The sequence below is a fragment of the Janthinobacterium sp. 1_2014MBL_MicDiv genome (assembly GCF_001865675.1).
Classification (GTDB): domain Bacteria; phylum Pseudomonadota; class Gammaproteobacteria; order Burkholderiales; family Burkholderiaceae_D; genus Janthinobacterium.
Map to the genome: position 1 here is coordinate 5,376,484 of NZ_CP011319.1, position 24,375 is coordinate 5,400,858.

At 63.7% G+C, this 24,375-nt stretch carries 19 protein-coding genes; 9 read left to right on the top strand and 10 right to left on the bottom strand.

Features of this window, described 5'->3' with window-relative positions; all coding sequences use genetic code 11:
- The first annotated feature begins 13 nt into the window (after positions 1-13).
- Both YQ44_RS23250 and YQ44_RS23255 read left to right on the top strand, forming a co-directional pair.
- Entirely contained in the window at positions 14-907 is an 894-nt protein-coding gene (locus tag YQ44_RS23250; protein ID WP_071325407.1) for an ABC transporter ATP-binding protein, read from the top strand.
- 10 nt (positions 908-917) lie between these two features.
- Positions 918-4,496 carry an ABC transporter permease/M1 family aminopeptidase gene (locus tag YQ44_RS23255; RefSeq protein WP_071325408.1) on the top strand — a complete coding sequence of 1,193 codons (3,579 nt, stop codon included), beginning with the start codon at positions 918-920 and terminating at the stop codon, positions 4,494-4,496.
- Between the two features lie 59 nt (positions 4,497-4,555).
- On the opposite strand, the gene YQ44_RS23260 is transcribed toward YQ44_RS23255, so the two are convergent.
- The 5 genes from YQ44_RS23260 to YQ44_RS23280 form a co-directional block, all read right to left on the bottom strand.
- Complete coding sequence (locus YQ44_RS23260; protein WP_156894961.1) at positions 4,556-4,933, bottom strand: hypothetical protein; 378 nt, start codon at positions 4,931-4,933, stop codon at positions 4,556-4,558.
- Between the two features lie 173 nt (positions 4,934-5,106).
- Positions 5,107-6,570, bottom strand: coding sequence for a catalase (locus tag YQ44_RS23265; protein WP_071325410.1), 1,464 nt, complete (start codon positions 6,568-6,570; stop codon positions 5,107-5,109).
- Between the two features lie 106 nt (positions 6,571-6,676).
- Positions 6,677-7,333, bottom strand: a complete 657-nt coding sequence (locus YQ44_RS23270; protein WP_071326713.1) for a DsbA family protein — start codon at positions 7,331-7,333, stop codon at positions 6,677-6,679.
- 17 nt (positions 7,334-7,350) lie between these two features.
- Positions 7,351-8,220, bottom strand: a complete 870-nt coding sequence (locus tag YQ44_RS23275; protein ID WP_071325411.1) for an MBL fold metallo-hydrolase — start codon at positions 8,218-8,220, stop codon at positions 7,351-7,353.
- Between the two features lie 87 nt (positions 8,221-8,307).
- Positions 8,308-9,228, bottom strand: a complete 921-nt coding sequence (locus YQ44_RS23280; protein ID WP_071325412.1) for a LysR family transcriptional regulator — start codon at positions 9,226-9,228, stop codon at positions 8,308-8,310.
- Between the two features lie 96 nt (positions 9,229-9,324).
- Between YQ44_RS23280 and YQ44_RS23285 the strand changes: the two genes are divergently transcribed.
- The 5 genes from YQ44_RS23285 to pcaC all read left to right on the top strand — a co-directional run bounded on the left by YQ44_RS23285 (position 9,325) and on the right by pcaC (position 14,315).
- On the top strand, positions 9,325-10,002 hold the full coding sequence (locus YQ44_RS23285) for a hypothetical protein (RefSeq protein ID WP_232250979.1): 678 nt from the start codon (positions 9,325-9,327) through the stop codon (positions 10,000-10,002).
- A gap of 114 nt (positions 10,003-10,116) precedes the next feature.
- The gene (locus YQ44_RS23290) at positions 10,117-11,568 is read left to right on the top strand and encodes an alkaline phosphatase (protein WP_071326714.1); all 1,452 of its coding nucleotides are present in this window, start codon (positions 10,117-10,119) and stop codon (positions 11,566-11,568) included.
- 68 nt (positions 11,569-11,636) lie between these two features.
- A complete protein-coding gene (locus YQ44_RS23295; RefSeq protein WP_442905942.1) occupies positions 11,637-13,022 on the top strand; it encodes an alkaline phosphatase in 1,386 nt (461 codons plus the stop codon).
- A gap of 79 nt (positions 13,023-13,101) precedes the next feature.
- Positions 13,102-13,833, top strand: coding sequence for a hypothetical protein (locus tag YQ44_RS23300; RefSeq protein ID WP_071325413.1), 732 nt, complete (start codon positions 13,102-13,104; stop codon positions 13,831-13,833).
- 83 nt (positions 13,834-13,916) lie between these two features.
- Entirely contained in the window at positions 13,917-14,315 is a 399-nt protein-coding gene (gene pcaC, locus YQ44_RS23305; RefSeq protein WP_071325414.1) for a 4-carboxymuconolactone decarboxylase, read from the top strand.
- 80 nt (positions 14,316-14,395) lie between these two features.
- On the opposite strand, the gene YQ44_RS23310 is transcribed toward pcaC, so the two are convergent.
- From YQ44_RS23310 to dprA, 3 genes are all read right to left on the bottom strand, one after another.
- Positions 14,396-17,065: a DNA topoisomerase III gene (locus YQ44_RS23310; protein ID WP_071325415.1), complete on the bottom strand. Its 2,670-nt coding sequence runs from the start codon at positions 17,063-17,065 to the stop codon at positions 14,396-14,398.
- A gap of 367 nt (positions 17,066-17,432) precedes the next feature.
- Entirely contained in the window at positions 17,433-17,897 is a 465-nt protein-coding gene (locus YQ44_RS23315; RefSeq protein ID WP_071325416.1) for a DUF494 family protein, read from the bottom strand.
- Positions 17,898-17,991: 94 nt separating this feature from the next.
- Positions 17,992-19,098: a DNA-processing protein DprA gene (gene dprA / locus YQ44_RS23320; RefSeq protein WP_071325417.1), complete on the bottom strand. Its 1,107-nt coding sequence runs from the start codon at positions 19,096-19,098 to the stop codon at positions 17,992-17,994.
- Positions 19,099-19,434: 336 nt separating this feature from the next.
- Here dprA and def point away from each other — a divergent pair, with 336 nt between their 5' ends.
- Complete coding sequence (gene def, locus YQ44_RS23325) at positions 19,435-19,977, top strand: peptide deformylase (RefSeq protein ID WP_071325418.1); 543 nt, start codon at positions 19,435-19,437, stop codon at positions 19,975-19,977.
- Positions 19,978-20,205: 228 nt separating this feature from the next.
- Positions 20,206-21,162, top strand: a complete 957-nt coding sequence (fmt, locus tag YQ44_RS23330) for a methionyl-tRNA formyltransferase (protein ID WP_071325419.1) — start codon at positions 20,206-20,208, stop codon at positions 21,160-21,162.
- A gap of 70 nt (positions 21,163-21,232) precedes the next feature.
- Here fmt and YQ44_RS23335 read toward each other — a convergent pair whose 3' ends face one another.
- Positions 21,233-23,716 carry a hypothetical protein gene (locus YQ44_RS23335; protein WP_071325420.1) on the bottom strand — a complete coding sequence of 828 codons (2,484 nt, stop codon included), beginning with the start codon at positions 23,714-23,716 and terminating at the stop codon, positions 21,233-21,235.
- 231 nt (positions 23,717-23,947) lie between these two features.
- A complete protein-coding gene (locus YQ44_RS29170; RefSeq protein WP_156894962.1) occupies positions 23,948-24,124 on the bottom strand; it encodes a hypothetical protein in 177 nt (58 codons plus the stop codon).
- Between the last annotated feature and the right edge of the window lie 251 nt (positions 24,125-24,375).

A 24,375-nucleotide genomic window follows, 5' to 3' on the forward strand; every position in this document is an offset into this window, starting at 1 on the left:
AGTTAGGAGTTGTATGGAATTGCAGATCCGCAAATTGTCGAAAACCTACGCGAATGGCGTGGTGGCGCTGGACAACGTCTCGCTGACGATACCACCGGGCATGTTTGGCTTGCTGGGCCCGAACGGCGCCGGCAAGTCGACCCTGATGCGCACCCTGGCCACCTTGCAGGAATGCGATTCCGGCTCCGTCTTCTTCGGCGACTACGACGTGCTCGACGACAAGGACGAGGTGCGCCGCATGCTGGGCTACCTGCCGCAGGACTTCGGCCTGTACCCGAAAGTGACGGCCTACGAGCTGCTCGACCACTTTGCCACCCTGAAAGGCCTGTCGCAGCGGGCGCGCCGGCGCGAAGTGGTCGACGGCCTGCTGCAGCAAACCAATCTGTTCGACGTGCGCCACCAGCGCCTCGGCAGTTTTTCCGGCGGCATGCGCCAGCGCTTCGGCATCGCGCAAGCCCTGCTGGGCGACCCAAGACTGATCATCGTCGACGAACCGACTGCCGGCCTCGACCCGCAGGAGCGCGTGCGCTTCCATAACCTGCTGTCCGACATCGGCGAAGACAAGACGGTGATCCTGTCGACGCACATCGTGTCCGACGTGGCCGACCTGTGCGCCAACATGGCCATCATCAACAAGGGCCACTTGCTGCTGTGCGGCAAGACGCAGGAATTGATCGACGAAGTCAGCTACAAGATCTGGGCCCGCTTTGTCGACAAGAAGGAGCTGGCCAGCTTCCAGCAGCGCCACGCCGTCATTTCCACGCGCCTGCTGTCGGGCCGCACCCTGATCCACGTCTACAGCGACGAGGACCCGGGCGACGGCTTCGAGGAAGCCATCGGCGACCTGGAAGACCTGTATTTCGCCACCATTGCCGGGCGTCACCGCGTCGCCCCGCAGTGCGACTGAGGGGGCGGCCATGTTTGCCATCGCCCGCTTTGAAGCGCGACAGCGGCTCAAGCTGCTGTCCACCTGGGTGTATTTCGCCATGTTCCTGGCCCTGTCCATGCTGTGGATGGCGGCCGCCGGCGGCGTCTTCAAGGAAGCGAGCGTCAGTTTCGGCGGCAAGTTCCTGATCAACGCGCCGCGCTCGCTGGCATTCACGTGCAGCCTGCTGGGCTGCTTCGGCGCCGTGGTGGTGGCCGCCATGATGGGCCGCTCGGTGCAGCAGGATTTCGAGTACGGCATGCAGCATTTCTTCTTCAGTGCGCCGATCAGAAAATACCAGTATGTTTTCGGCCGCTTTCTCGGCGCCTACCTGGTGCTGGCCGTGGTGTTTTCCAGCATCGTGCTGGGCGCCTGGCTGGGCGCCTGGCTGCCCGGCATCGATCCGGAACGGCTGGGGCCGCAGCGGGCGCTGGCCTACCTGATGCCGTATGCATTCACCCTGCTGCCCAACCTGTTCATCTTTGGCGCCATCTTCTTCGTCATCGCCGCGCTGACGCGGCGCATGCTGCCCGTGTATATCAGCTCGGTGGTCATGCTGATCGGCTACCTGGTGGCGCCGTCGCTGGCGCGCGACCTCGACTACAAGACCCTGGCCGCCCTGATCGACCCCTTCGGCACGACGGCGCTGATACGCCTGACGGAATACTGGCCGAATGCGGAGCGCAATACGCGCCTGGTGACGCTGGAAGGCGTGTACCTGCTGAACCGCGCCATCTGGTCCGGCTTTGCCCTCGTGGCCTTGCTGCTCGGCTACTGGCGCTTCCACTTCCATGCCTCACCCGACGCGGGCGCCTCGAAGCGCCACGGCGAGGGCGACGCCCCGCTGCGCCTGTCGAGCGCCTCGCTGGCGACGCAGGAAACGCCGGACTTCGCGCAACGCAACCTGGCTGCCCTGCTCGTCAAGCTGAGCTGGCTGAACCTGCGCGAAACCATCAAGAACATTTATTTTGTCGTCATCGTGCTCGCCGGCGTGCTGACCATGTATGCGGGCGCGCTCGACATGGGCTCCATGTATGGCACGAACACCTATCCGGTGACGGAAAAGGTGCTGGAAATGGTCAGCGCCTCGTTCGCCCTGTTCATGCTGGTGATCACCACCTTCTATGCGGGCGAGCTGGTATGGCGCGAACGCGAAGCGCGCATCCACCTGATGCTCGACGCCCTGCCCGTGCCGAACTGGCTGCCGCTGCTGTCGAAACTGTTTGCGCTGATCGGCCTGCAAGCCTTGCTGAGCCTGGTCATCATGCTGTGCGGCATGTCGATCCAGATCGTCAAGGGCTATTACCGCCTCGATCCCGGCCTGTACGTGGAGTCGCTGTTCCTGTCGCACCTGCCCTACTACGTGCTGATCGCCGTGCTGGCCCTGTTCTTGCAGGTATTGATCAATCACAAGTACCTGGCGTATTTCGCCATGATTTTGTACTACATCGCCAGCGTCAGCGTGGGCTCGCTGGGCCTGGGCGACCCGCTCTTGCTGTACGGCAGCACACCGGACTTCGTGTACTCGGCCATGAACGGCGCCGGCCACTATGTGCTGCGCGAGCGCTGGTACCTGCTGTACTGGAGCGGCGCGGCCGTGATGCTGATGGTGCTGTCGCTGCTGTTCTGGCCCCGCGGCGCGCAGGACAGCTGGCGCATCCGCCTGCGCCTGGCCCGCCATGCGCTGACGCGGCCCGTGCTGGCCAGCTTTGCCGCGGGCCTGCTGCTCTTCGTCGGCGCCGGCGGCGTGCTGTTCTACGTCTTCCACGTGGCCAACGACTACAAGTCCGACTACGCGCGCGATGCGGACCGCGCCAGCTTCGAGCGCCAGTACCGCAAGTTTGCCGCCGCGCCGCAGCCGAAGGTGACCGACGTCAAGCTCGACGTGGCCATCTACCCGGCGCGCCGCACCCTGGTCGTCAAGGGCCGCTACGTGCTGCAAAACAAGACCAGCTTGCCGATCAGCCAGATCCTCGTGCAGCAAGACCCGAGCGCCAGCATGCGCCTGCGCTTCGATGCGCGCGTGCATCCCGGCCTCGATGACGGCCAGCTGGGCTTTTACAGCTACCGCCTGGCCGCGCCGCTGGCGCCGGGCGCCACCCTGGGCCTCGATTTCGACATCAGCTACGCGCCGCGCGGCATCTTCGGCCTGGGCCAGGACACGCCCGTGGTGGCCAACGGCACCTTCTTCACGAATGCCGTGCTGCCGCATATCGGTTACCAGGCGCAGCTGGAGCTGACGGACCCGCGCGACCGCAAGAAACACGGCTTGCCGGCGCGTGAACGGGCCCTGCCGCGCGACGATGCGAAGGGACTGGCCGAGAATTACGTCAGCAACGATGCCGACCGCATCAACTTCGACGCCACCGTCAGCACCGTCGACGGCCAGACGGCCATCGCGCCGGGCATGCTGGACAACGACTGGATCGCCAATGGCCGCCATTACTTCCATTACACGATGGAGCGGCCCATCCTGAATTTCTACTCGATCCAGTCGGCCCGCTATGCCGTCAGGCACGAACGCTGGCAGGATGTTGCCATCGACGTGTTTTACCATCCCGGACATGAGTACAACCTCGACCGCTTCGTGCGCGGCAGCAAGGAAGCGCTCGAGTATTACACGAAGCAGTTCGGCCCCTACCAGCACAAGGTGCTGCGCATCGTCGAGTTTCCCCGCTACGCCACCTTCGCGCAGTCGTTCCCGAACACCATCCCGTATTCGGAAGGACTGGGTTTTATCGCCAAGGTCGACGACAAGAATCCCAAGGACCTCGACTACCCGTTCTACGTCACGGCGCATGAAGTGGCGCACCAGTGGTGGGCGCATCAATTGGTAGGTGGCAACACGCGGGGCGCCACCGTGCTCAGCGAGACGCTGGCCGAGTATTCGGCGCTGATGGTGATGAAGAAAACCGTGGGTCCGGCCAAGATGCGCCGCTTCCTGCGCTATGACCTGAATCAATACCTGTCGGGCCGCAGCAGCGAACGCAAGAAGGAATTGCCGCTGGCCGAGAATGAAAACCAGGCCTACATCCACTACCACAAGGGCAGCCTGGCCATGTATTTGCTGCAGGACATCATCGGCGAAGACAAGGTCAACGGCGTGCTGCGCGACTTGCTCGCCAGCTACGGCCAGAAAGGCCCGCCGTACGCGAGCGTGACGGCCCTGATCGACGGCTTGCGCAAGGTCACGCCACCCGAGCAGGCTTACCTGATCGACGATCTGTTCGAGAAAATCGTGCTGTTCGACAACCGCGCCCTGTCCGCCACGGCCACCAAACGCAGCGACGGCAAGTATGCCGTCACCGTGAAGGTACAGGCGGGCAAGCTGATTGCCGGTGAGCAGGGAGAAGAACAGGATGCGCCGCTGCACGACCTGATCGAGATCGGCGTCGATGACGCGAATGGCCATCCGCTGCTGCGCGAACGCCAGCGCATGACGGCGCGCGAGGCCAGCTATACGGTGATCGTGAATGGACGGCCGGCCAAGGCCGGCATCGATCCCGACAATAAATTGATCGACCGCAAGCCGGACGACAATATGGTGACGGTCGACCTGGCCGAGCCCTGACGAAAAATGGCCGCCCTGGACCGGCGGCCATTGTCATGTCTCGATACCTCAGGCCACTGTCAGGCCGCGACGGCCCGCGTGGCGATGCTCACGCTGATGCCCATCTCCGTCAGGTGCTGCATGTCGGCCAGGGTCAGGTCGAGCGGCGCATCGAGCGTATCGTCGCCGCGCAGCTCCAGCTGCAGTTCGGCCACGATGCGCGGCATGGTGAACGTGACGCCGCGCGAACGGCATTCGGCCAGGTAGCTGCGTATGCGCGAGGGCAAGACTTGCGACTTGGCCGCCTGCGCGATGATCACTTCGAAACCGGAATCGAGGTAGACGCGGCCGCCTGCCTTGGCCTCGCCCTTGCGCCATTCGCGTTCGGGATCGGAAGGCAAGACTTCGAGGATGGATTTGAGCGTGGGGTCATCCCCATGCACCGACAACTTGGCCATATTCATATTGCAAGACTTTCTAGTCAGGGCGCCGCCGACAGGGGCGCGATCATCAGACCGACAAGTCTACGCATGGACGACAAATATGTCCACATGGCAATATTTAATATCAACTGTTAATTTGTGCTATATCAACAACAGGCGGAACAAACCTGCTCCGCCTGTGTCGTGGATTACAGCGCTACGCCGCGCGCCGCCAGCGCCGCCCGCACGCCGGCGCCATACGCGGCATCGGCCCGGTCGAAATGCCCGAGTTGACGCTGCAGGGTTTCCGCGCGCACCTGGCTCAACGGTCCTGCCAGGTTATCGAACAGGTTCTGTCTGGCCTGGGCCGACATCAGGCGGAACAGATTGCCTGCCTGCGTGTAATCATCTTCCGCGCCGCGGCCATCGTAGCGCGCCGCGCCGCCATCCAGCGCCAGCGCCGGCTCGCCATGGCCCAGGCCTTGCGGCTGCGTGCCTGCCGCCGCCACGTTCGCATAGTTTTGCGCCGCGCCGCCATTGCTGATCGCCATGCTGCCGTCGCGCTGCTGGTTATGGAAGGGGCAGCGGGCCGCATTCACGGGCAAGTGCTGGTGGTTGGTGCCGACCCGGTACAGCTGGGCGTCGTGGTAGGCGAACAGCCGGCCTTGCAGCATCTTGTCCGGCGAATACCCCATGCCCGGCACGGCGTTGGCCGGCGAAAACGCCGCTTGCTCGACTTCCGCATGGTAATTGTCGGGATTGCGGTTCAGCTCGAAAATCCCCACGGGCAGCAGCGGGAAGTCCGCATGCGGCCACACCTTCGTCAAGTCGAACGGGTTCCAGCCCGTGCGTTGCTCCCATGCATAAAGTTGCTCCTGCGTCGCCACCTGCAGCTTGACTTCCCACTGCGGGAAATCGCCGCGCGCGATGGCGCCGAACAGGTCGCGCTGGGCATAGTCGGGGTCGTCTCCCGCCAGACGGCCCGCTTCCGCCGCGGACAGGTTACGGATGCCCTGGCGCGTCTTGAAGTGCCATTTCACATACACGCGCTGGCCGTCGGCATTGATCAGGCTATACGTGTGGCTGCCGAAGCCATCCATGTGACGGTAGCCGTCCGGCGTGCCGCGGTCCGAGAACAGCATGGTGACCTGGTGCAAGCTTTCCGGCGCATGGCTCCAGAAGTCGAACATCATCTCTGCCGATTTCAAATTGCTGCGCGGATCGCGCTTTTGCGTGTGGACGAAATCGGGGAACTTGATCGGGTCCTTGATGAAGAACATCGGCGTGTTATTGCCGACCAAATCCCAGTTGCCCTCTTCCGTATAAAAGCGCACGGCGAAACCGCGCGGGTCGCGTTCCGTGTCGGCACTGCCGCGCTCGCCGCCGACCGTGGAAAAGCGGGCGAAGGTGGCCGTCTGCTTGCCCACTTCGGCAAACAATTTCGCCTTGGTGTAGCGCGAGATGTCATGCGTGACGGTAAAGGTGCCGTAGGCGCCCGAGCCTTTCGCGTGCACGACGCGCTCGGGAATGCGCTCGCGGTTGAAATGCTGGAGTTTTTCGATCAGGTGGAAGTCTTGCAGCAGCAAGGGGCCGCGGGGGCCGGCGCTGATGGAATTCTGGTTGTCGGCGACGGGAATGCCCGAGGCGGTGCTGAATGGCGACTGTTGGCTCATGACTGCTTTTCCTTCGTTGTTGGCTGATGAAATCAGTGTAACGAGTGCAATAACAAAGGAAAAGCTAATTGATTTTATCGAGTCGATAGGTATTTACAATGTCAACCTACACAGCGCAGCCGGCGGCGCCGCACGCGCCACCGAGCTGCGCCTGCCACTTCGCCGGCTGGCCCAAAAAGCCCCCGATATCGATCACGGACAGCTTGCCTGCGCCATCGTCGAGCACGAACGTGGGGAAGCCCTGGCCGCCCACCTGCGCCAGCAGGGCGCGGCTGGCGGCGATATGCCGCTCGGTGGCGGCGCCAGCCTGCCGCGCATACGCGGCGTCGAAGGCGGCGCCGTCCAGGCCCAGCTGCTGCGCCAGCAGCACCAGCACGGGCAGGTCGGCGATGCGCAAGCCTTCGACGTAATGGGCGCGCTGCAGGCGGTGCAGCATGTCCAGGCCCTTGCCGGCCAGGTCTTGCGCGGCCAGGATGGCCGTGATCGGCGGCTCGGAATCCATCGTGGCCGTGGTGTCGTTCAGCAAGCCGTTCAGGTAGGCGTCGCCAAACGGCTGGCCCGACAGCTGCTCGATGCGCCGGTCATGCGGCAGCACATAGCCGCGCCATTCGGGCGTGATCTGGCGGCGATTGCTGCCCGTCATCATGCCGCCGCCGTGCAACGCCACCGTCAGGCCGGGCACGGCGCGCGCCGCCTCGACCAGCGGCGCGGCGCCATAGCACCAGCCGCACAGGGGATCGAAAATGTAATGCAGCACAGGCATGGCGACGTCCTTGCTGCTTACCATTTCATTTCACCCTTGGCGACCTTCGCGCTGGTTTCCAGCGCGCCATCGAGGCCCAGCGCCGGATAGTGCTGCTTCATCGCTGCGATCAGCGCGTTGGAATTGGCGGCCTTCGCCGTTTCCGCCTCGAACGTCACCAGGTAGTCGCGCGTAAAGCCGATGCTGTCCGGCGTCATGGGCGAGCCCACCTTGAAGTGGCCGGGCACGACGGTCACTGGCTTCAGCGCGGCGATGCCATCGAGGGTCTTGAGCCAGTCCTGGCGCGATTGCAGGCTTTGCGTATCGGCCGTCCACACGTGCAAGTTACCAAACAGCACCACGCCGCCGACGACAGCCTTGATCGACGGGATCCACACATAGGTGCGCGACGGCGTCGGGCCGGCGATGTCCAGCGACTGGCCTTCCAGCGTGATGCGCTGGCCCTTCAGCGCTTCCGGGATGACGATGGCGTGCGGCGCATTGTCTTTCAGGATCGGGCCCCAGTAGGCGACCTTGGCGTCGGCCTTGCGGCGGATTTCCGCCACGGTTTCCGGCGTGGCAACGATTTTTGCCTGCGGGAACGCAGCCTTGATCACGTCGAGGCCAAAGTAAAAATCAGGGTCGCTGTGGCTGATGTAGACCGTCGTCAGTTTCTTGCCGCTGGCGCGGATCTTTTCCACCAGCTTTTGCGCTTCGGCGCGCGAGAATTGCGCGTCGATCAGCACGGCGTCATGCTTGCCGGCCACCAGCACGGAAGCGACGGGGAAGATGGCCGCTTCGCCCGGGTTGAACACGTCCAGGGTCAATGGGGCGCTGGCGGCGGCCGAGGCGGCGCCGGCGGCAAACACGGTGGCAACAAGAATGCTGGTAATGGATTTGGAGAACATGATGCGCCTTCACAAGAAGTTGGGATGACTGCATCTTACGTTGCTCAATCCGGTAGAAAAACCCGGAATTTCGCAATAGTTTGTTGCTTAAATCGGTGCAATCAACAACTGTTCAGCCACCGCGCGCAGCCACTGCCCTGCCAGCGCGCCATCCCACACGAGCAGCACCTGCTCGCTGCAGTCGACGGCATCGGCCACCTCGACGCCCAGCAAATCGTGTGCGCGCACGGCGAAGTCCGGCAGATAGGCCAGCGCCCGGCCGGACTGCACATAAGCGAGCAGCAGCTGCACGTCGTCGCTCCAGTAGCGGATGGTCCGCCCGGCCGTGCCGTGCCAGCCATCGGCGTGGCGGCCCCGCTCCTCGCCGCACAGCAGGGAATGCGTGGGACTGGCGAATACATGGCGCAAGACCTCGTCCAGGCTGCAGGGCACGCAGGCGGCCGCCGCCGGCACGCCGTGCGCCAGCGCATGCGAGCGCCCGGCCGCCAGCCGCATGCGCATGCTGCCCAGCGCCGTGCATTGCCAGCTGGCGGGCCAGTCGCCGCCACGCTGGGCGATGGCTTCCTGCGTCACCAATGCCGCATGGCAATCGCCGCGCGCCAGGGCCGCCAGGGCCGCATCCTCGAAGGCGGGCTGCAGGCGCAGGCTGGCCTGCGGATAGGCGTCCAGCGCCGAGGCCAGCGCCGCCGCATGGCGCCACAGCAGCAGGGCCGGGCCGGCGATGCGGGCATCGATGGCGCCCCGCGCGCCCATCACATCGTGGCGCGCCTGCTCGGCCAGCGCCAGCAAGGGGCGCGCCCGCGCCAGCAGCAGGCGGCCGCTGTCGTTGAGCAGCAATTGCTTGCCGGCCCGGTCGAACAGCGGCGCGCCCACGGCGCCCTCCAGGCGGCGCAAGGCTTTCGACACGGCCGACGGCGTCACATGCAGTTCCAGCGCCGCCGCGCCCAAGGTCGGCTGGCGCGCGGCGCTGCAAAACACGCGCAGGTCGGCAAGGCTCATGCTCATCATGATTTCCAGACAGGATACAAAAAGTGAAAAATGGTTGCTGTACCGTTCATGATACCGCCCCTATCATCGTGGCATTCCAACTCTTCGTTCAAAGCCATGCTGCGCCCCCTCTTCCTGTCCCTGTTCCTGTTCGCTGCCAGCCTCGCCCACGCCACGCCCCCGACCTGGGGCGTGCACGGCATGGTGCTGTTTGGCGGCCAGCAAGGGCTGTATGCCTCGCATTTGCCGATGTTCCATGCACCCCACGACTACCAGGTGGTGCTGCAAGTGCGCCTGGCCGACCCCGCCCTCGATGCCCGGCTGCGCGCGCAGCTCGATGGCCGCACGGCGCTGTGGACGCTGGAACCCGAGCGCTTCGAGCTGGCGCGCCTGCTGCCGGACACGCCGCAGCCGCTGCGCCAGTTCCGGGCCACGGTGGTGCGCGGACATTTCGAAAAGGATGGACAAGCCGAACCGGGCTACGCCGATGCCGCCATCGTCGTCGAGCGCGTCCTGCTGATGCGCCGGCTTTCACCGGCACCCGCCGTCAGCGCCAGCGCGCGCTACCTGCAGGTGGGCGACGGCACGCAGCGCTTCCTCGTCAAGCGCATCGACAGCCGGCCCGATTTCGAGCATATCGTCGCCTGGACCAGCGCTGCGCAGGCACCGCATGGCGATATCGTGGCGAGCAAGTCGGGCGTGCAGGAAACCCCGGCGTCCGTCTTGCGCACGCGGCTGGGAAAAACGGCCGCCTTGCGCGGCACGCTGTATTTTTCCACCGAGGATGTGCGCTAAAACCACATCACCGGCCGCGGCGTAGCGCCGTGGCGCAAGCTGCTACAGCGTCATGAGGGTGTCACATTGGATTGCTATCTTGCTAGCTCTTTCAAACCTAGCCGGATGAACCACATGACACGCAGAAAAATTTCCGTCGCTGGCTGCAGCGTCGCCATCACCCTGATGCTGGCCGCCTGCGGCAGCGACAGCAAAAAAGAAGACGTTGCGCCAGAAGCGCCGCCGAAAAATGTCATCTTCTTCCTCGGCGACGGCATGGGCCTGACCACGATGACGGCCGCGCGCATCTATTCGGTAGGCGAAGACGGTTCGCTGACCATGGACACCCTGCCGGAAACGGCCTTCGTCAAGACCTTCTCGAACGACGCGCAAGTGACGGACAGCGCGCCGTCGATGGCCGCCTACATGACCGGCGTCAAGATGAACAATGAAGTCATCTCGATGTCGGCCAACACGGTCGCCATCGATCCTGGCACGGACGCCAACGGCAACAAGCTGGTCAACAAATGCGGCAGCGGCAACGGCACGCCCGCCACCACCCTGCTGGAACTGGCCAAGGCCAAGGGCTTCGCCGCCGGCGTCGTCAGCACGGCGCGCGTGACGCACGCCACGCCGGCGGCCACCTATGCGCACATCTGCCACCGCGACCTGGAAAACGATATCGCCGCGGCCCTCGTGCCGGGCGGCACCGGCTACAACGGCGCGCTGGGCACCACCGGCCTGGAAGTGGTCCTGGGCGGCGGCGCACAATTCTTCAAGCCGTTCAAGGACGGCGGCAAGCGCGCCGACGGCCGCGACCTGGTGGCGGAGTTGAAAGCGAAGAGCTACACCATCGCCAACACGGGCGCCGACTTCAAGGCTGTCGATGCGACCAAGACGGAGCGCCTGTTCGGCGTGTTCACCTCCAGCCACATGAGCTACGACCTGGACCGCGACGCGGCGAAAGAACCTAGCCTGGCGGAAATGACCACCAAGGCCATGGATGTGCTGGCAAAAAACAAGAAGGGCTACTTCCTGATGGTCGAAGGCGGCCGCATCGACCATGCGCTGCACGAAACGACGGCCAAGAAGGCCCTGCAGGACACGGTCGCCTTTGACAGCGCCATCAAGGCCGCCATCGAAAAAGCCAAGGTCAGCGACCCGACCCTGGCCAATACCCTGATCGTCGTCACGGCCGACCATGACCACACGCTGGTGCTGAACGGCTACGCCAAGCGCACGGGCAAGACGGCCGCCGGCAACCCTGGCGTGCTGGGCGTGGTGAAGAACTACGTGACCGGCGCGGTCGAGAAGGACCTCGATGGCGCACCGTACTCGATCATCGGCTTCGGCAATGGCGAAAACCGCACGCAATCGAGCCGCGCCGCCATGGCCAGCCTCGACGAAACCGTCACCAGCGCCAATGCCTACCACCAGGAAGCGGTCATCCGCACCACGGCCGGCAATGAAACGCACGGCGGCACCGACGTCTTCCTGGGCGCCATCGGCAAGGGTTCGGAAACCTTCCTGGGCACCATCGACAACACCAAAGTATTCGGCCTGGTCAAGACCGCCGGCGGTCTGTAATCCCCAAGAGACAAGAATTGGACAAGCATATGAAACCCGCATTGAAACCCGCCGCACTGAAATCTGCCCTGAAACTCTCCTTGCTGACCACGCTCGTGGCGGCCAGCGTTGCCAGCGCCTACGCCGCCGACGCCAAGAACGTCATCTTCTTCCTCGGCGACGGCATGGGCCCGTCCGTCGTGACGGCCTCGCGCATCTACAAATACGGCGAAGACGGCAGCCTGACGATGGACACGCTGGAGCGCACTGCGCGCATCAAGACGTTCTCGAACGATGCACAAACGACGGACAGCGCGCCGTCAATGGCCGCCTACATGACCGGCGTCAAGATGAACAATGAAGTCATCTCGATGGCGCAGGACACGATCGCCAAAGAGCCCAGCCGCGACGCCAACGGCAACCTGGGCGTGGACAATTGCCCGGCCGGCGGCAAGACCGTGCCGACCATCCTGGAACTGGCGAAAGCCAAGGGCAAGGCCGTGGGCGCCATCACCACCACGGAATTGACGCACGCCACGCCGGCGACGACCTTCTCGCACATCTGCAACCGCAATGCGCAATACGCGATTGCCGCGCAAACGGCGCCGGGCGGCGCCGGCTACAACGCGGCCCTGGGCGACGGCGTGGATGTGCTGATGGGCGGCGGCCGCAACCACTTCACCCCATGGTCGGCCAGCAACAAGTATGGCCGCGCCGATGGCCGCAACCTGTTGACGGAATTTGCCGCCAAGGGCTACACCGTGGCCGCGACGAAAGCGGAAATGGCGGCGGCGCCGAGCGGCAAGAAGTTCATCGGCCTGTACAGCACCCGCAGCCACCTCGAATATGAGCTGGACCGCACCGCCACGCCGCCGCTGGGCGAAGGCGCGACCCAGCCTAGCCTGTCGGAAATGACGCTGAAAGCCATCGACTTGCTGTCGAAAAACACGAACGGCTACTTCCTGATGGTCGAAGGCGGCCGCATCGACCACGCCCTGCACGGCATCAATGCCAAGCGCGCGCTGACCGATACCATCGCTTTCGACGACGCCATCAAGGCCGCCATCGCCAAGATCAAGGAAACCGATCCGACCCTGGCCAACACCTTGATCGTCGTCACGGCCGACCACGACCACACCCTGGCCTTCAACGGCTACGGCAAGCGCGGCAATCCTATCCTCGACATCAACCGCGGCTACAAGGATAACCAGCCAAGCAAGGATGCCGATGGCAATACCTACACCACCCTGGTGTTCGGTAACGGCCCGAACCGCCCTGACCTGCGCAGCAACGTCGACAGCGCCACGGCCCTGAAAGACAATTACCTGCAAGAAACAGGCGTGCGTCTGGCCAGCGAAACCCACGGCGGCGGCGACGTCAAGCTGCTGGCCACGGGCGCCGGCGCGAAGACCTTCAAGGGCACGCTGGACAATACCAAGGTGTTCGACCTGCTGAAGGCGGCACTGGGCTTCTGATGTAGCACCAGCAGCGTAACCCCACCGGGGCGGATGGCAGGATTGCCCTCCGCCCCCTTTGCACAATAAAGGCAACACCATGAAACCGACCCTGATCGCCATCCTCCTCGCCGCCGGCTTCGCCGGCCCGGCCCAGGCCGCCGCCCCCGCCGCGCCTGTCGACCTGGACCTGGGCATCACGTATTACAGCCGCGTGCTGACGCCGGAAGGCGTGACGCGCGAAAGCCGCTACGAGGAAAAAATGCTGCGCCGCCCCGGCCACGTGTGGGTCGAGCGCGTACTGGCGCCGGCCACCGATGCGCATGCGGGACACGCGCATGGCGAAAACAAGAAAGTGGCGCTGAAAACAACGACGGCGGCCACGCAACATGAACACAAGCACTTCAATCCCGTGCTGATTCCCCGCCACGTGGTGCTGGAAAAGAACACGGTGCGCGTGGAATACATCGATGCGCACGACAAGATCGTCGTCGCCATCCCCAAGGCCGAGTACGAAAACGTCAATTTCGACGGTTCCTGGGAAAACAGCTTTTATCTGCTCGATCCGAAACTGGTCACCGCCATGCCGCTGTCGAAGCAGGCGTCCAACGTGCCGGGCGCGCGCTGGCGCGAAGTGGAAAAGAACGGCGTGTTCCAGCGCATCCTGTGGGACGAGCAAAAGCAGATCCCGCTCGTCATCGAGAGCGGCGACCGCGCGAACACTTTCTATCGCCGCGTCGACGTCAAGCTGCAGCCGACCGTGAGCAAGGCGCAGCCGTGGGCGAACCTGCAGAACTACGCGCAGCGCGAATACTCCGATTATCTCGATTAATCGCGCCACGCGGCGCCATGCCGCGCTTGACCACCGTTTGCCCGCTCGCTAGTATCTGAAGCGTACAGCAACGGGAGCGCGGCATGGATGAACAATTCGAGAATGGTTTGCGCATGCGCAAACAGGTGATGGGCGACGCCTTTGTCGAGCGCGCGTTTGCCCAGGTCGACGCCTTCACGGCCCCCTTGCAGGAATTCGTCACGCGCAACGCCTGGGGCACGACCTGGTGCCGCGACGGCCTGGACCTGAAAACGCGCAGCCTGGCCACCATCGCCATGCTGACGGCCCTGGGACGGGCCCAGGAGCTGCGCGGCCACGTGCGCGGCGCCGTCAACAATGGCGCCTCCATGCAGGAGATCCAGGAAGTGCTGCTGCACGCGGCCGTGTATTGCGGCATGCCGCTGGCCATCGACGCCTTCCGCTCGGCGCATGAAGTGCTCCGGGAAATGGGCCTGGTGGAGCCGGCCGCGCCGCCAGCCTGATCGGGGGACACCAGGTCGTGACATAAAAAAAGCCAGGGATCACTCCCTGGCTTTTTTGCGCTGGCCCATGCCGCCGCGAATTACTCCGCCGCTGCCGCCGCCTTCTTCGCCGGCGCCTTCTTGGCCGCCGGTTTTTTCACGGCCGTCGCCTTCTTCGCTGGCGCCTTCTTCACGGCCGCCGCTTTCTTGACCGCCGTTTTCTTCGCTGGCGCCGCGCCTTCTTCGCCCTCGACCTCGGCGGCTGCCGCCTTGGTCTTCGCGCCCGGCTTGGCCTTGCGCTCTTCAAACTCGAAGCTCACCTTGCCATCCTTGCCGCGCACGAGGAAAGCCTTGAACGGACGGCGCGTGCGCTGCGATACAAAGCCCGGCAACAGGTCGGTCTTGCCATCGTTGAGCAGTTTCGCCATTTGTTCCGGCAAGATTTCCTGCTGCAAGATGATGCGGCCGCTGCGGAAATCGCACGTCTTCGGTTTCGCCACGCTGTGCTCGCACACATAGGCCAGGCCCATTTCATACACGCCGGCGTTGCACTTGGGGCACGGTCCCACGGGCGTCTGGCCCGTGAAATCGACGCCTTCGCCATCTTCGCTCTCGTCGTTCTGGCCGAAATCGAATTCCAGCTTGAAGTTCTTGATCTCTTCATCGCGCACGATGCGCAAGATGGCGGCGAACGGACGGCCCATCTTCGAGCGGAAGCCTTGCAGCGGGCCGATGGTGCGGTCCTTCAGCAATTGCTCCACTTCCGCGATTTCGAACTGGCGCGAACCCGGTGTCTTGCTCATCGAGAATTCGCACTTGGTGCAGGCGAAACGGCGGTAGTTTTCCTTCACCACGCCGCTGCAGTTCGGGCATGGCGTTTCCAGGGTGGCGTAGTCGCCAGGAATCGTGTCATTGTCGTATTCCTTGGCGCGCTTGACGATGATTTGCGTCATCTGCGCAATTTCGCGCATGAATTCTTCGCGCGAAATCTTGCCTTTTTCCATCTGCGACAGCTTGTATTCCCACTCGCCCGTCAGCTCCGGCGCCGTCAATTCATTGACGCCCAGGCCTTTGAGCAAGGTCATCAGCTGCGATGCCTTCGCCGTCGGAATCAGTTCGCGGCCTTCGCGGATCAGGTAACGCTCCGTCAGCAAGCCCTCGATGGTGGCGGCGCGCGTCGCTGGCGTGCCCAGGCCCTTGCCGGCCATCGCATCGCGCAGCTCGTCGTCGTCGATCAGTTTGCCAGCGCCTTCCATGGCCGACAGCAAGGTCGCCTCCGTGAAGCGCGCGGGCGGTTTCGTCACCAGGCCATTCGCGCTGACGCTTTCCGTCTGCACTTTTTCGCCCTTGGCCACCGGCACCAGGTTGCCGTTGCCATTGCTTTCCTTGTCGGCGTCCGTCGATGCTTCCTTGCCGTAGATGGCCAGCCAGCCCGGATTGGTCATGACCTTGCCTTCAGTCTTGAACTGGTGGCCGGACACTTCCGTGTAGCGCGTGGTGACCTGGAATTCCGCAGGCGGGAAGAACACGGCCATGAAGCGGCGCGTGACCAGGTCGTACAGCTTCTGTTCCGGCTCGGACAAGTTTTTCGGTGCGATCGTCGTCGGGATGATCGCGAAGTGATCCGAGATCTTCGTGTTGTCGAAGATGCGCTTGTTCGGCTTGACCCAGCCCTTGTCGATGATCTGCTTGGCGAACTGGTGATAGTTGCTGTTGTCCTTGACCGTTTCCAGCGCCTGCAGCACGGTCGGCATGTAGTCTTCCGGCAGGTGGCGCGAATCGGTACGCGGATACGTCAATACCTTGTGCTTTTCATACAGCGCCTGGGCCAGGCCCAGGGTGTTCTTGGCCGAGAAGCCGAAACGCGAGTTCGCTTCGCGCTGCAGGCTGGTCAGGTCGAACAGGCCAGGCGCCATCGAGGTGGTCGGCTTCGACTCTTCCGTGACGACGCCTTGGCGGCCGCGGCAGGCGGTGGCGATCGAGTCGGCAGCCGTCTTGCTCCACAGGCGCTCGGCGCGCTTCTCGGGATCGTTCTCGTCCTTCTTGAATTTCGTGTCGAGCCAGCGGCCTTCATAGATGCCGGCCGCGCAGACGAATTCGGCGCGCACTTCCCAGAAGTCGCGCGGCACGAATTTTTTAATTTTATCTTCGCGCTCGACGACGATGGACAGCGTCGGCGTCTGCACGCGGCCCACGGTGGTCAGGTAAAAGCCGCCTTCTTTCGAATTAAACGCCGTCATGGCGCGCGTGCCATTGATGCCGATCAACCAATCGGCTTCCGACCGGCAGCGGGCCGCATCGGCCAGCGGCAGCATTTCCTCGTCGCTGCGCAGGTGGGCGAAACCGTCGCGGATGGCGCCCGGCGTCATCGACTGCAGCCACAGGCGCTTGACCGGTTGCTTGGCCTTGGCGTTTTGCGCGATCAGGCGGAAAATCAGCTCGCCTTCTCGCCCCGCATCGCATGCGTTGATGAGGGTGGTAACGTCTTTGCGTTTGATCAGCTTGTTTAATACTTTGAGGCGCGCTTCCGTCTTGGCGATCGGGTTCAGCGCGAAATACGGTGGAATCATCGGCAAGTGCGCGAAACTCCATTTGCCGCGCTTCACGTCGAATTCTTCCGGCACGGCGATCTCCAGCAAGTGGCCGACCGCCGACGACAGGACGTATTCATCCGATTCAAAGTACTCATCGTGCTTGGTAAAGCCGCCAAGCGTCTTCGCGATATCGTTCGCGACAGAAGGCTTCTCGGCGATGATGAGGGTTTTTGTCATATTTTTTAGTCTCGAAAAATGCTCTAGGATAGTTTCAGCATGCGCATCATACAGTGCATTGCCAGGCGCCGACGCTTTTGTCTGCGCAAGGCCTTGTGACTTGTGGTCTTGTCAAGCGGCCAATGATAAGCGCCTATTGAAGAATTCGGCAAGTTATCTGCGAGCAAGAATGCGCCAGCGCAAACACATAGGGTCAGCGTGCACGCCGGTGCAGCACATCGTAAAGGAGATGGCGCGGCGGCGGCGCCAGGGTCAGGCAAACAGCTGCAGGAGACGCCGCAAGCCGGCATAGAGTCAGGGCCAGGCGCAGCGTCGCAGGCAGTAGCTGGTTCGGCAAGGCGCTGCAACGCCGCCATGGGCATGGTGATTAGTGCAGCAAGCGCGGGGGGAGGTCTTCATCGTCGACGAACAGGTCGTCGAACATCAGCGCATCCGGTTCCTTGCCCTGGCTCCACAGCAGCATCAGCACGATGACTTTCAGCTTGCCCAGCGAGACAGGCGCCTCGTCGAGCGCCAGTGCCCGTTCGATGACGATTTCGCGCTGCAGCGGCGAGAGCACCTTGGCGCTTTCGAGGAACTGGATGAAGCCGACGGCGGCCGTGCCCAGCACGTCGCTTTCCTGCTGCACGTAAAAGCGCGTGCCTGTCGCGCTGGCCGTCAGGGTTTGCTCGACGCCGGCCATGGCGTTCAAGTCCGTCAGCCAGACGAGCGCCTCGGAAATCTCCACGTCGTCGAAACCGACGGCCGACAGTTTGCGCGCCAGGACTGCCGGCTCGGGGCAGGCATCGGGGCGATAGTAAGTCTCGTAGAGGTACACCAGGATATCGAACATGGCTCTACTCTAGCAGCTAAGTTCGCTGCGACACAAGGGCGCGCACCGACAAAGCGCCCCCGTGCGGCGTGGCCGCCACACAAGTGACAAGCTGTCATTTGCAGCGTTGAAACAGTCCTCCCGGCAAGCGTTCGGCCATGCCCGCCAGCTCCAGCGCCAGCAATTGCCCCATCAGTTCCCCCATGGACAGGCCGCTGCGCGCGGCCAGGCTGTCCGCATCGACGGGATCGTGGCCCAGCGCGGCCAGCAGCGGCGTTGCCGCCGCGTCGGCCTGCGCCGGCACTCCGGGAGAGCCGCCCTGCCACTGCCATTCCTGCAGCACGTCGTCGGCCGACTCGACCAGCTTGGCGCCCTGCTTGATAAGCGCATGGCAACCCTTGGCCAGGGTGGAATGTATGGAGCCGGGCAAGGCAAACACGTCGCGCCCCTGCTCGCCGGCCAGGCGCGCCGTGATCAATGAGCCCGATTGCGCCGCCGCCTCGATCACCAGCACGCCGCGCGCCAGGCCGCTGATCAGCCGGTTGCGGCGCGGAAAATTGCCCGGCATGGCGGGCAAGCCCAGCGCATACTCGCTGACAATGCAGCCGTGTTCGGCAATTCTTTGCGCCAGATCAAGGTTACGTCGCGGATACACGAGATCGGCGCCCGTGCCGATCACGGCCACCGTGGCGCCCGCGCCGCGCAAGCCGCCCTCGTGCGCGTGCGTGTCGATGCCCAGCGCCAGCCCGGAAATGATGGTCAGTCCCGCCGCGCTCAGCGCTTGCGCGAATGCGGCCGCGTTCTGCATGCCTTGCGCGCTGGCATTGCGGCTGCCGACGATGGCCACGCCCGGGCGCGACAGCAGCTCGACGCGGCCGCGCACATATAACAACAGGGGCGGATCGGCGATTTCCAGCAGCAGCGGCGGATACGCGCCATCGGCCAGGGTCAGCACGGCATTGCCTGGCTGTTGCAGCCATTGCAGGGTGAGTGCCAGCTGGCTGTTGGCGAGCGGCTTGGGCGGCTGCACGATGGCGCGCGCCACGCCGGCCGGCACCACCTCGCGCAAGGCCTCGAACGGCGCGGCAAAGATCTCCGGCGGCAAGCCGAAGCGGGCCAGCAAGGCGCGCGCCGCCACCGGCCCCACGCCGGGCAAGTGCTGCAGGCGCAGCCAGCCCGCCAGTTCGCTGGCCTCGTCCGACGCCGTTGCAATTGTCTGCATGATAACCTCGCTCCATGCTCGCCCGGTGCCCGCTCAGTGCTGTGCCATTCCATGCTAGCGCCATGGCGCGCACGCGATGCCGACGCGCGCAAGGATGCGTGCAATGGCCGTGCAAAACGGCCCGCCATCCACAGCGCCATGGGCGTCTGTGATAAAATTTCCCTTTGCAGCAGACAAATCGACGCACTGGCAAACGCATCTGCCGCGCCGTTGCGCCACACGCACCCAACCGTAGCGTACTCAGACACTCAATAACAATCCGCCATGCCATCGCGCGCATGGCCCAGGCATGAATTATCCGGCGCACCGGCGCCCACCTTAACCAGTCGAATCCGTATGTCCATATTAAATATCCTGCGTTACCCCGATCCTCGCCTGCACACGGTCGCCAAGCCCGTTACCGCCTTTGACGAGCGCCTGCAAACCCTGATCGACGACATGGCCGAAACCATGTACGACGCCCCGGGCGTGGGCCTGGCCGCCTCGCAAGTGGACGAGCATATCCAGATGATGGTGATCGACATCACCGAAGAAAAAAACCAGCTGCAAGTGTTCATCAACCCGGAAATCACCTGGGCCAGCGATGAAAAGCAGGTGTACGACGAAGGCTGCCTGTCCGTGCCTGGCGTCTACGATGGCGTCGAGCGCCCGGCCCGCATCAAGGTGCGCGCCCTGGACCGCCACGGCAAGCAGTTTGAACTGGAAGCCGATGGCTTGCTGGCCGTCTGCATCCAGCATGAGATGGATCATCTGCTGGGCAAGGTATTCGTCGAATACCTGTCGCCGCTCAAACGCAACCGCATCAAGACCAAGATGATCAAGGAAATCCGTGGTCTCGAGCGCGAAGCAAGCTTGCGCGCACAGAACCGTCGCTTCTAAGAACACCCGACCAGACCTGCTGCGCGTCGCGACTTGCGGCCTGCGATGCTGCCTCGGCGGCCCCGTGCAAAGCACCGTTCCGCTTCTCCGCCACAATTCGCTTCCGCTCGCTACGGTTTTGTAAGGTGTGAAAGGTGCTTTTGCAAGACTGCTGATAAACTGACCGTCTTACCACGCCAGCCTGGCGCCCTCGGGCGCGGGCCTGCGCACCTCACGTCAAGGAACCATATGAAAGTGATCTTCGCAGGCACGCCTGAATTCGCCGCCACGGCACTGAAGGACTTGCACGAAGCGGGCTTTGAAATTCCGCTGGTGCTGACCCAGCCGGACCGCCCTGCCGGACGCGGCATGCAGATGCACGCCTCGGCCGTCAAGCAGTACGCGCAGCAGCATGGCATCGAAGTGCTGCAGCCGCTGTCCCTGCGCATGGACAGCAAGGACCCGCAGCGCGCCGCCGAGGCGAAAGCGGCCCACGAGCGCCTGCTGGCCCTTGACTACGACGTGATGGTGGTGGCCGCCTACGGCCTGATCTTGCCGCGCAGCACGCTCGACATCAAACCCTGCATCAATATCCACGGTTCATTGCTGCCGCGCTGGCGCGGCGCCGCGCCGATCCACCGCGCCATCGAGGCCGGCGACGACGAGACGGGCGTGACCATCATGCAGATGGAAGAAGGCCTCGACACGGGTCCCATGCTGGCCATCGAGCGCACGCCCATCGAGGCGGGCGACTCCACCGCCACCCTGCACGACAAGCTGGCCACCCTGGGCGGCAAGATGATCGTCGACACCCTGCGCAAGATGCAGCAGCAGCCGCTGGAAGCCGTGCCGCAGCCGGAAGCGGGCGTCACCTATGCGGCGAAGATCGCCAAGGACGAGGCGGCGCTGGACTTCAGCCTGCCGGCGCTGGAACTGGGCCTGAAAATCCGCGCCTTCAATCCGTTTCCCGGCGCCTGCGGCCAGGTCGATGGCGTGACCATCAAGATCTGGGCCGCCGACGTGCTGGAAGCGGACAGCAAGGAAGCGCCGGGCCAGGTGCTGGCGGCCGATGCCCAGCATGGCATCATCGTGGCCTGCGGCAATGGTTCTCTGCGCCTGACGCAATTGCAGAAACCGGGCGGCAAGCGCCTGCCGGCCGCCGAATTCATCAAGGGCTTCCCCCTCGAAGGCAAGCGCTTCGTTTAACACGGCGGCGCTACGCACATAAAAAAAGGGCTTGCCGCGGCAAGCCCTTTTTGTTATCCGGCCATGGCGCTTAGCGGCGCATGACCTTCATCAGGCGGCCGCCGACGGACGACGATAGGCTGACCTCGAAGCGGCCACCGGCCGGCAAGGCGCTGACGTCAACGCTGGCGTTGCCACCAGTCAACTCACTGGCGATCACCGTCTTGCGGCCATCGGCGGCCACGTGCAGCACGGCCGCATACGGCTCGGCCTGCGCATTCCAGGCCAGCACCAGCTTGCCGCCACTTTGTGTGACATCAAAGCTCGCATCGTTGGCAGCGGCCTTGCTGCGGCGGGCCGGACGCTCCAGCTTGGCCAAGGCCTTGCCTTTTGACAACACTTCCACATCGCTGATCTCGCCCGGGTTGGCGAAGCTGACGCGGAAATGGCTGATGGCGCTGCCGCCATGATCGGCCAGCGCGACGGCATCGAAGGGCAAGTCGATAGTCTGTCCTGACGCCGTCAGCAGGCGCAGCGTGTACGCCTGGCCGCTGCTGCCGGCAGCGGCGCCGACGCGCGCGGACGAGGCAACGGCCGGGCGCAGCGCCACGCCGGCTGGCGTGATGCGGCCGGAAATGGTCAGGTAGCCGTTCTCGGCCACGGACATGCTGGCGGCCAGCACATTGCTGCCCGTGATCTGCCGGCTGCTCTTTTCCAGGAACTGCTGCACGCGTGCATAGCTGTAGTCGGAGAACCAGGCGCCGCTGCAATAGCTCATCACGTCCTTCATCGGCGTGCCCGCGCCATAGGCGGCCTGGCTCAGCTGGCCGAGGCTGCCCGCATAGCTGCTGTTATACAGCGGCTGCGGTCCCAGGTTGCCATTGGCATACGGGTAATCGGTCACGGCGTTGGCGGGGCCGCCGCAGGGAACGTGGGAAAGCGAATGGTTGTGGCCCAGTTCATGCACGAGCGTGGTCAGCCATTCAGGCCAGCTATTGCCGAACGGGTCGAGCGCCGCGATGCTGTTGAACTTGGCATCCAGGCCGATGGCCGACGTGAAATCGCTGCCGCCGGTGCGCAAGTTGATGTACGCGAGGCCGGCGGAACGGTTGACGGACATTTTCGGCACGAAACCATAATAGTAGGCGCCGTTGTCTTCCTGGACACGGTTACGTTCCAGTTCTTGCAGGGCATTGCTCCACCAGCTGTCGGCCGTGCTGCTGCCAGGCATGCTCAGCGGCGCGCGCGTGCTGATGCTGATGTTTTCCGCCGCATACGGATACACGCGGGTCAGCGCGGTACGGATGGCCTCGGCGTCAGGCAGCTGCGCCACGCCATCGTCAGTGCTCAGCGGTACCAGCACCAGGCGAATGCGCGCCGCGCTGGCCACGGCCGGTACCGCCTCCTGGCTCACTTGCGTGCCGTCGTTGCCCACGGCCGTCACGCGCACGCGCACGCCGGGCAGAATCCAGCCCGCCGGCAAGACGCCGCTGAAGTTGCCATTGAAACTGTAATCGCTTTTTCCTGTCGGCAAGATGGCGGGACCGGTCATGTTGACGCTGCCCAGGTTGCTGCCATTGGCCGCCGTGGCGGTCAGGGTAACGGCAGGGCTGGCGCGGCCAGCCTGGGTGCCCAGCACGGACACGCGCACGGCGGCCGACTTGCCGCGCGTCAGGCGCAAGGCCGTATCGCTGGCGTTCAGGTTGAGTACCTGTGCGAAATCAATGCTGCCCAGGGTAAAGGCCGCCACCGTGCCCGCATTGACGGCAACGCGCGAGGCGGCCGACAACAGCACATTGCCCGTCGCCGTGGCTGGCGCCGACAAGACCAGCTGGCCGGCGCTGGCGCTGACGATGCTCGCCGGCGTGCTGCCCACCGAGGCCGAACTCACCTGGTCGAGGTTGCTACCCTGCACCGTCACCGACATCGTCGAACCGCTGATCACCGTCGAGATCGACGTCACCGTCACACTCGCCAACACCGTGTAGGTATCGTTGCTGATCACGTCGTTGTAAGGGCCGCGCACCGTCAGCAGTCCCGTTACGGCGCCCGCAGGCACGACCACGGTGACGCTGGTGGCGCTCTGGCTTTGCGGGGTCGCCGCCGCACCGTTGCCAAACTGCACGCCCGTCACGGCGCCCATGCCGCTGCCCGCGATGGTGACGCTGGACCCGACGCCGCCCGTCGCCGGGGCGACGCTGCTGACGGTCAAGGGCACGTACACATTCACGTTATAGCTGGTGGCGGCCGTGCCGCTGGCACTGACCAGGCTCAGCGCACCGGCGACGGGCACGCCCGGCATGACCAGGGTGACGCTGCCATCACTGGCTGCGCTGGTGGCGACCGTCACGCCGGCCACCTGGAAAGCCGTCACACGGCTGAGATTTGCGCCAGTGACGACGAGGCTGCCGCCAACGGCCACATTCGTTGCCGAAACGGCCGTCACGGCGGGAATGACGGCAGGGTTGCCCGAGCTGGTCGCCACCACCGTGTCGCCGCCGCCACCGCCTCCTCCGCCGCCGCAGGCGGACAGGCCCAACGCGAGAAACAATGCAATCAGCAAATGGTTTTTCATGGCTGGCAACCTAGGGCACACAGTGCGCCGGCAAGGGAAAGACGGGAGAAATGTGACATATCGGTGACTTTTGGTGAGAATTTAATTTCCGGGAACCAATATTATCGGTCAATTTGATTCTGAAGGACAACTATTAATGCTTTTGATTCAATTGGTTTTGATAATAATTAATGTATCTGCTTGGCAATTTTTATTAGAGGCATTATTGGCGTCATTCTGTGTTGTTCTAAATCAAGATTGTTTCCCCATATACCTATTGCCATTCCATTCATGAAAAATATTTTGATGAGGCGCAAATAATGTGGAAATTTTTCCACAGCATAGAGATGCTGCCTTCTCGCCAACTTTGGCGGAAGAATTAACATTTTCAGTAAGATTTTCAGGAATGTAATTTTTGAGGGCGGACATGCCATGGCCGCCACAGGACAGGCGCAGGGGCACGATGTGTTGCGCAGACGGCCGCAGACTGGGGCTGGGCCGCTTTTGCTCAAAACCAAAGCAGCCTGATGCCGTATAATTTTAGACCCGGTGAAATCCGGCGATTGCCACCTTCTGCCCGCCCTACCCGGCCGGCACTCTCCGCCAGCCGACCCTGCTGGCCGCAACGCCCCGTCACCGCGCCGCCGCCCGTTTGCCTATTGAAAGCATGAAATGAACGA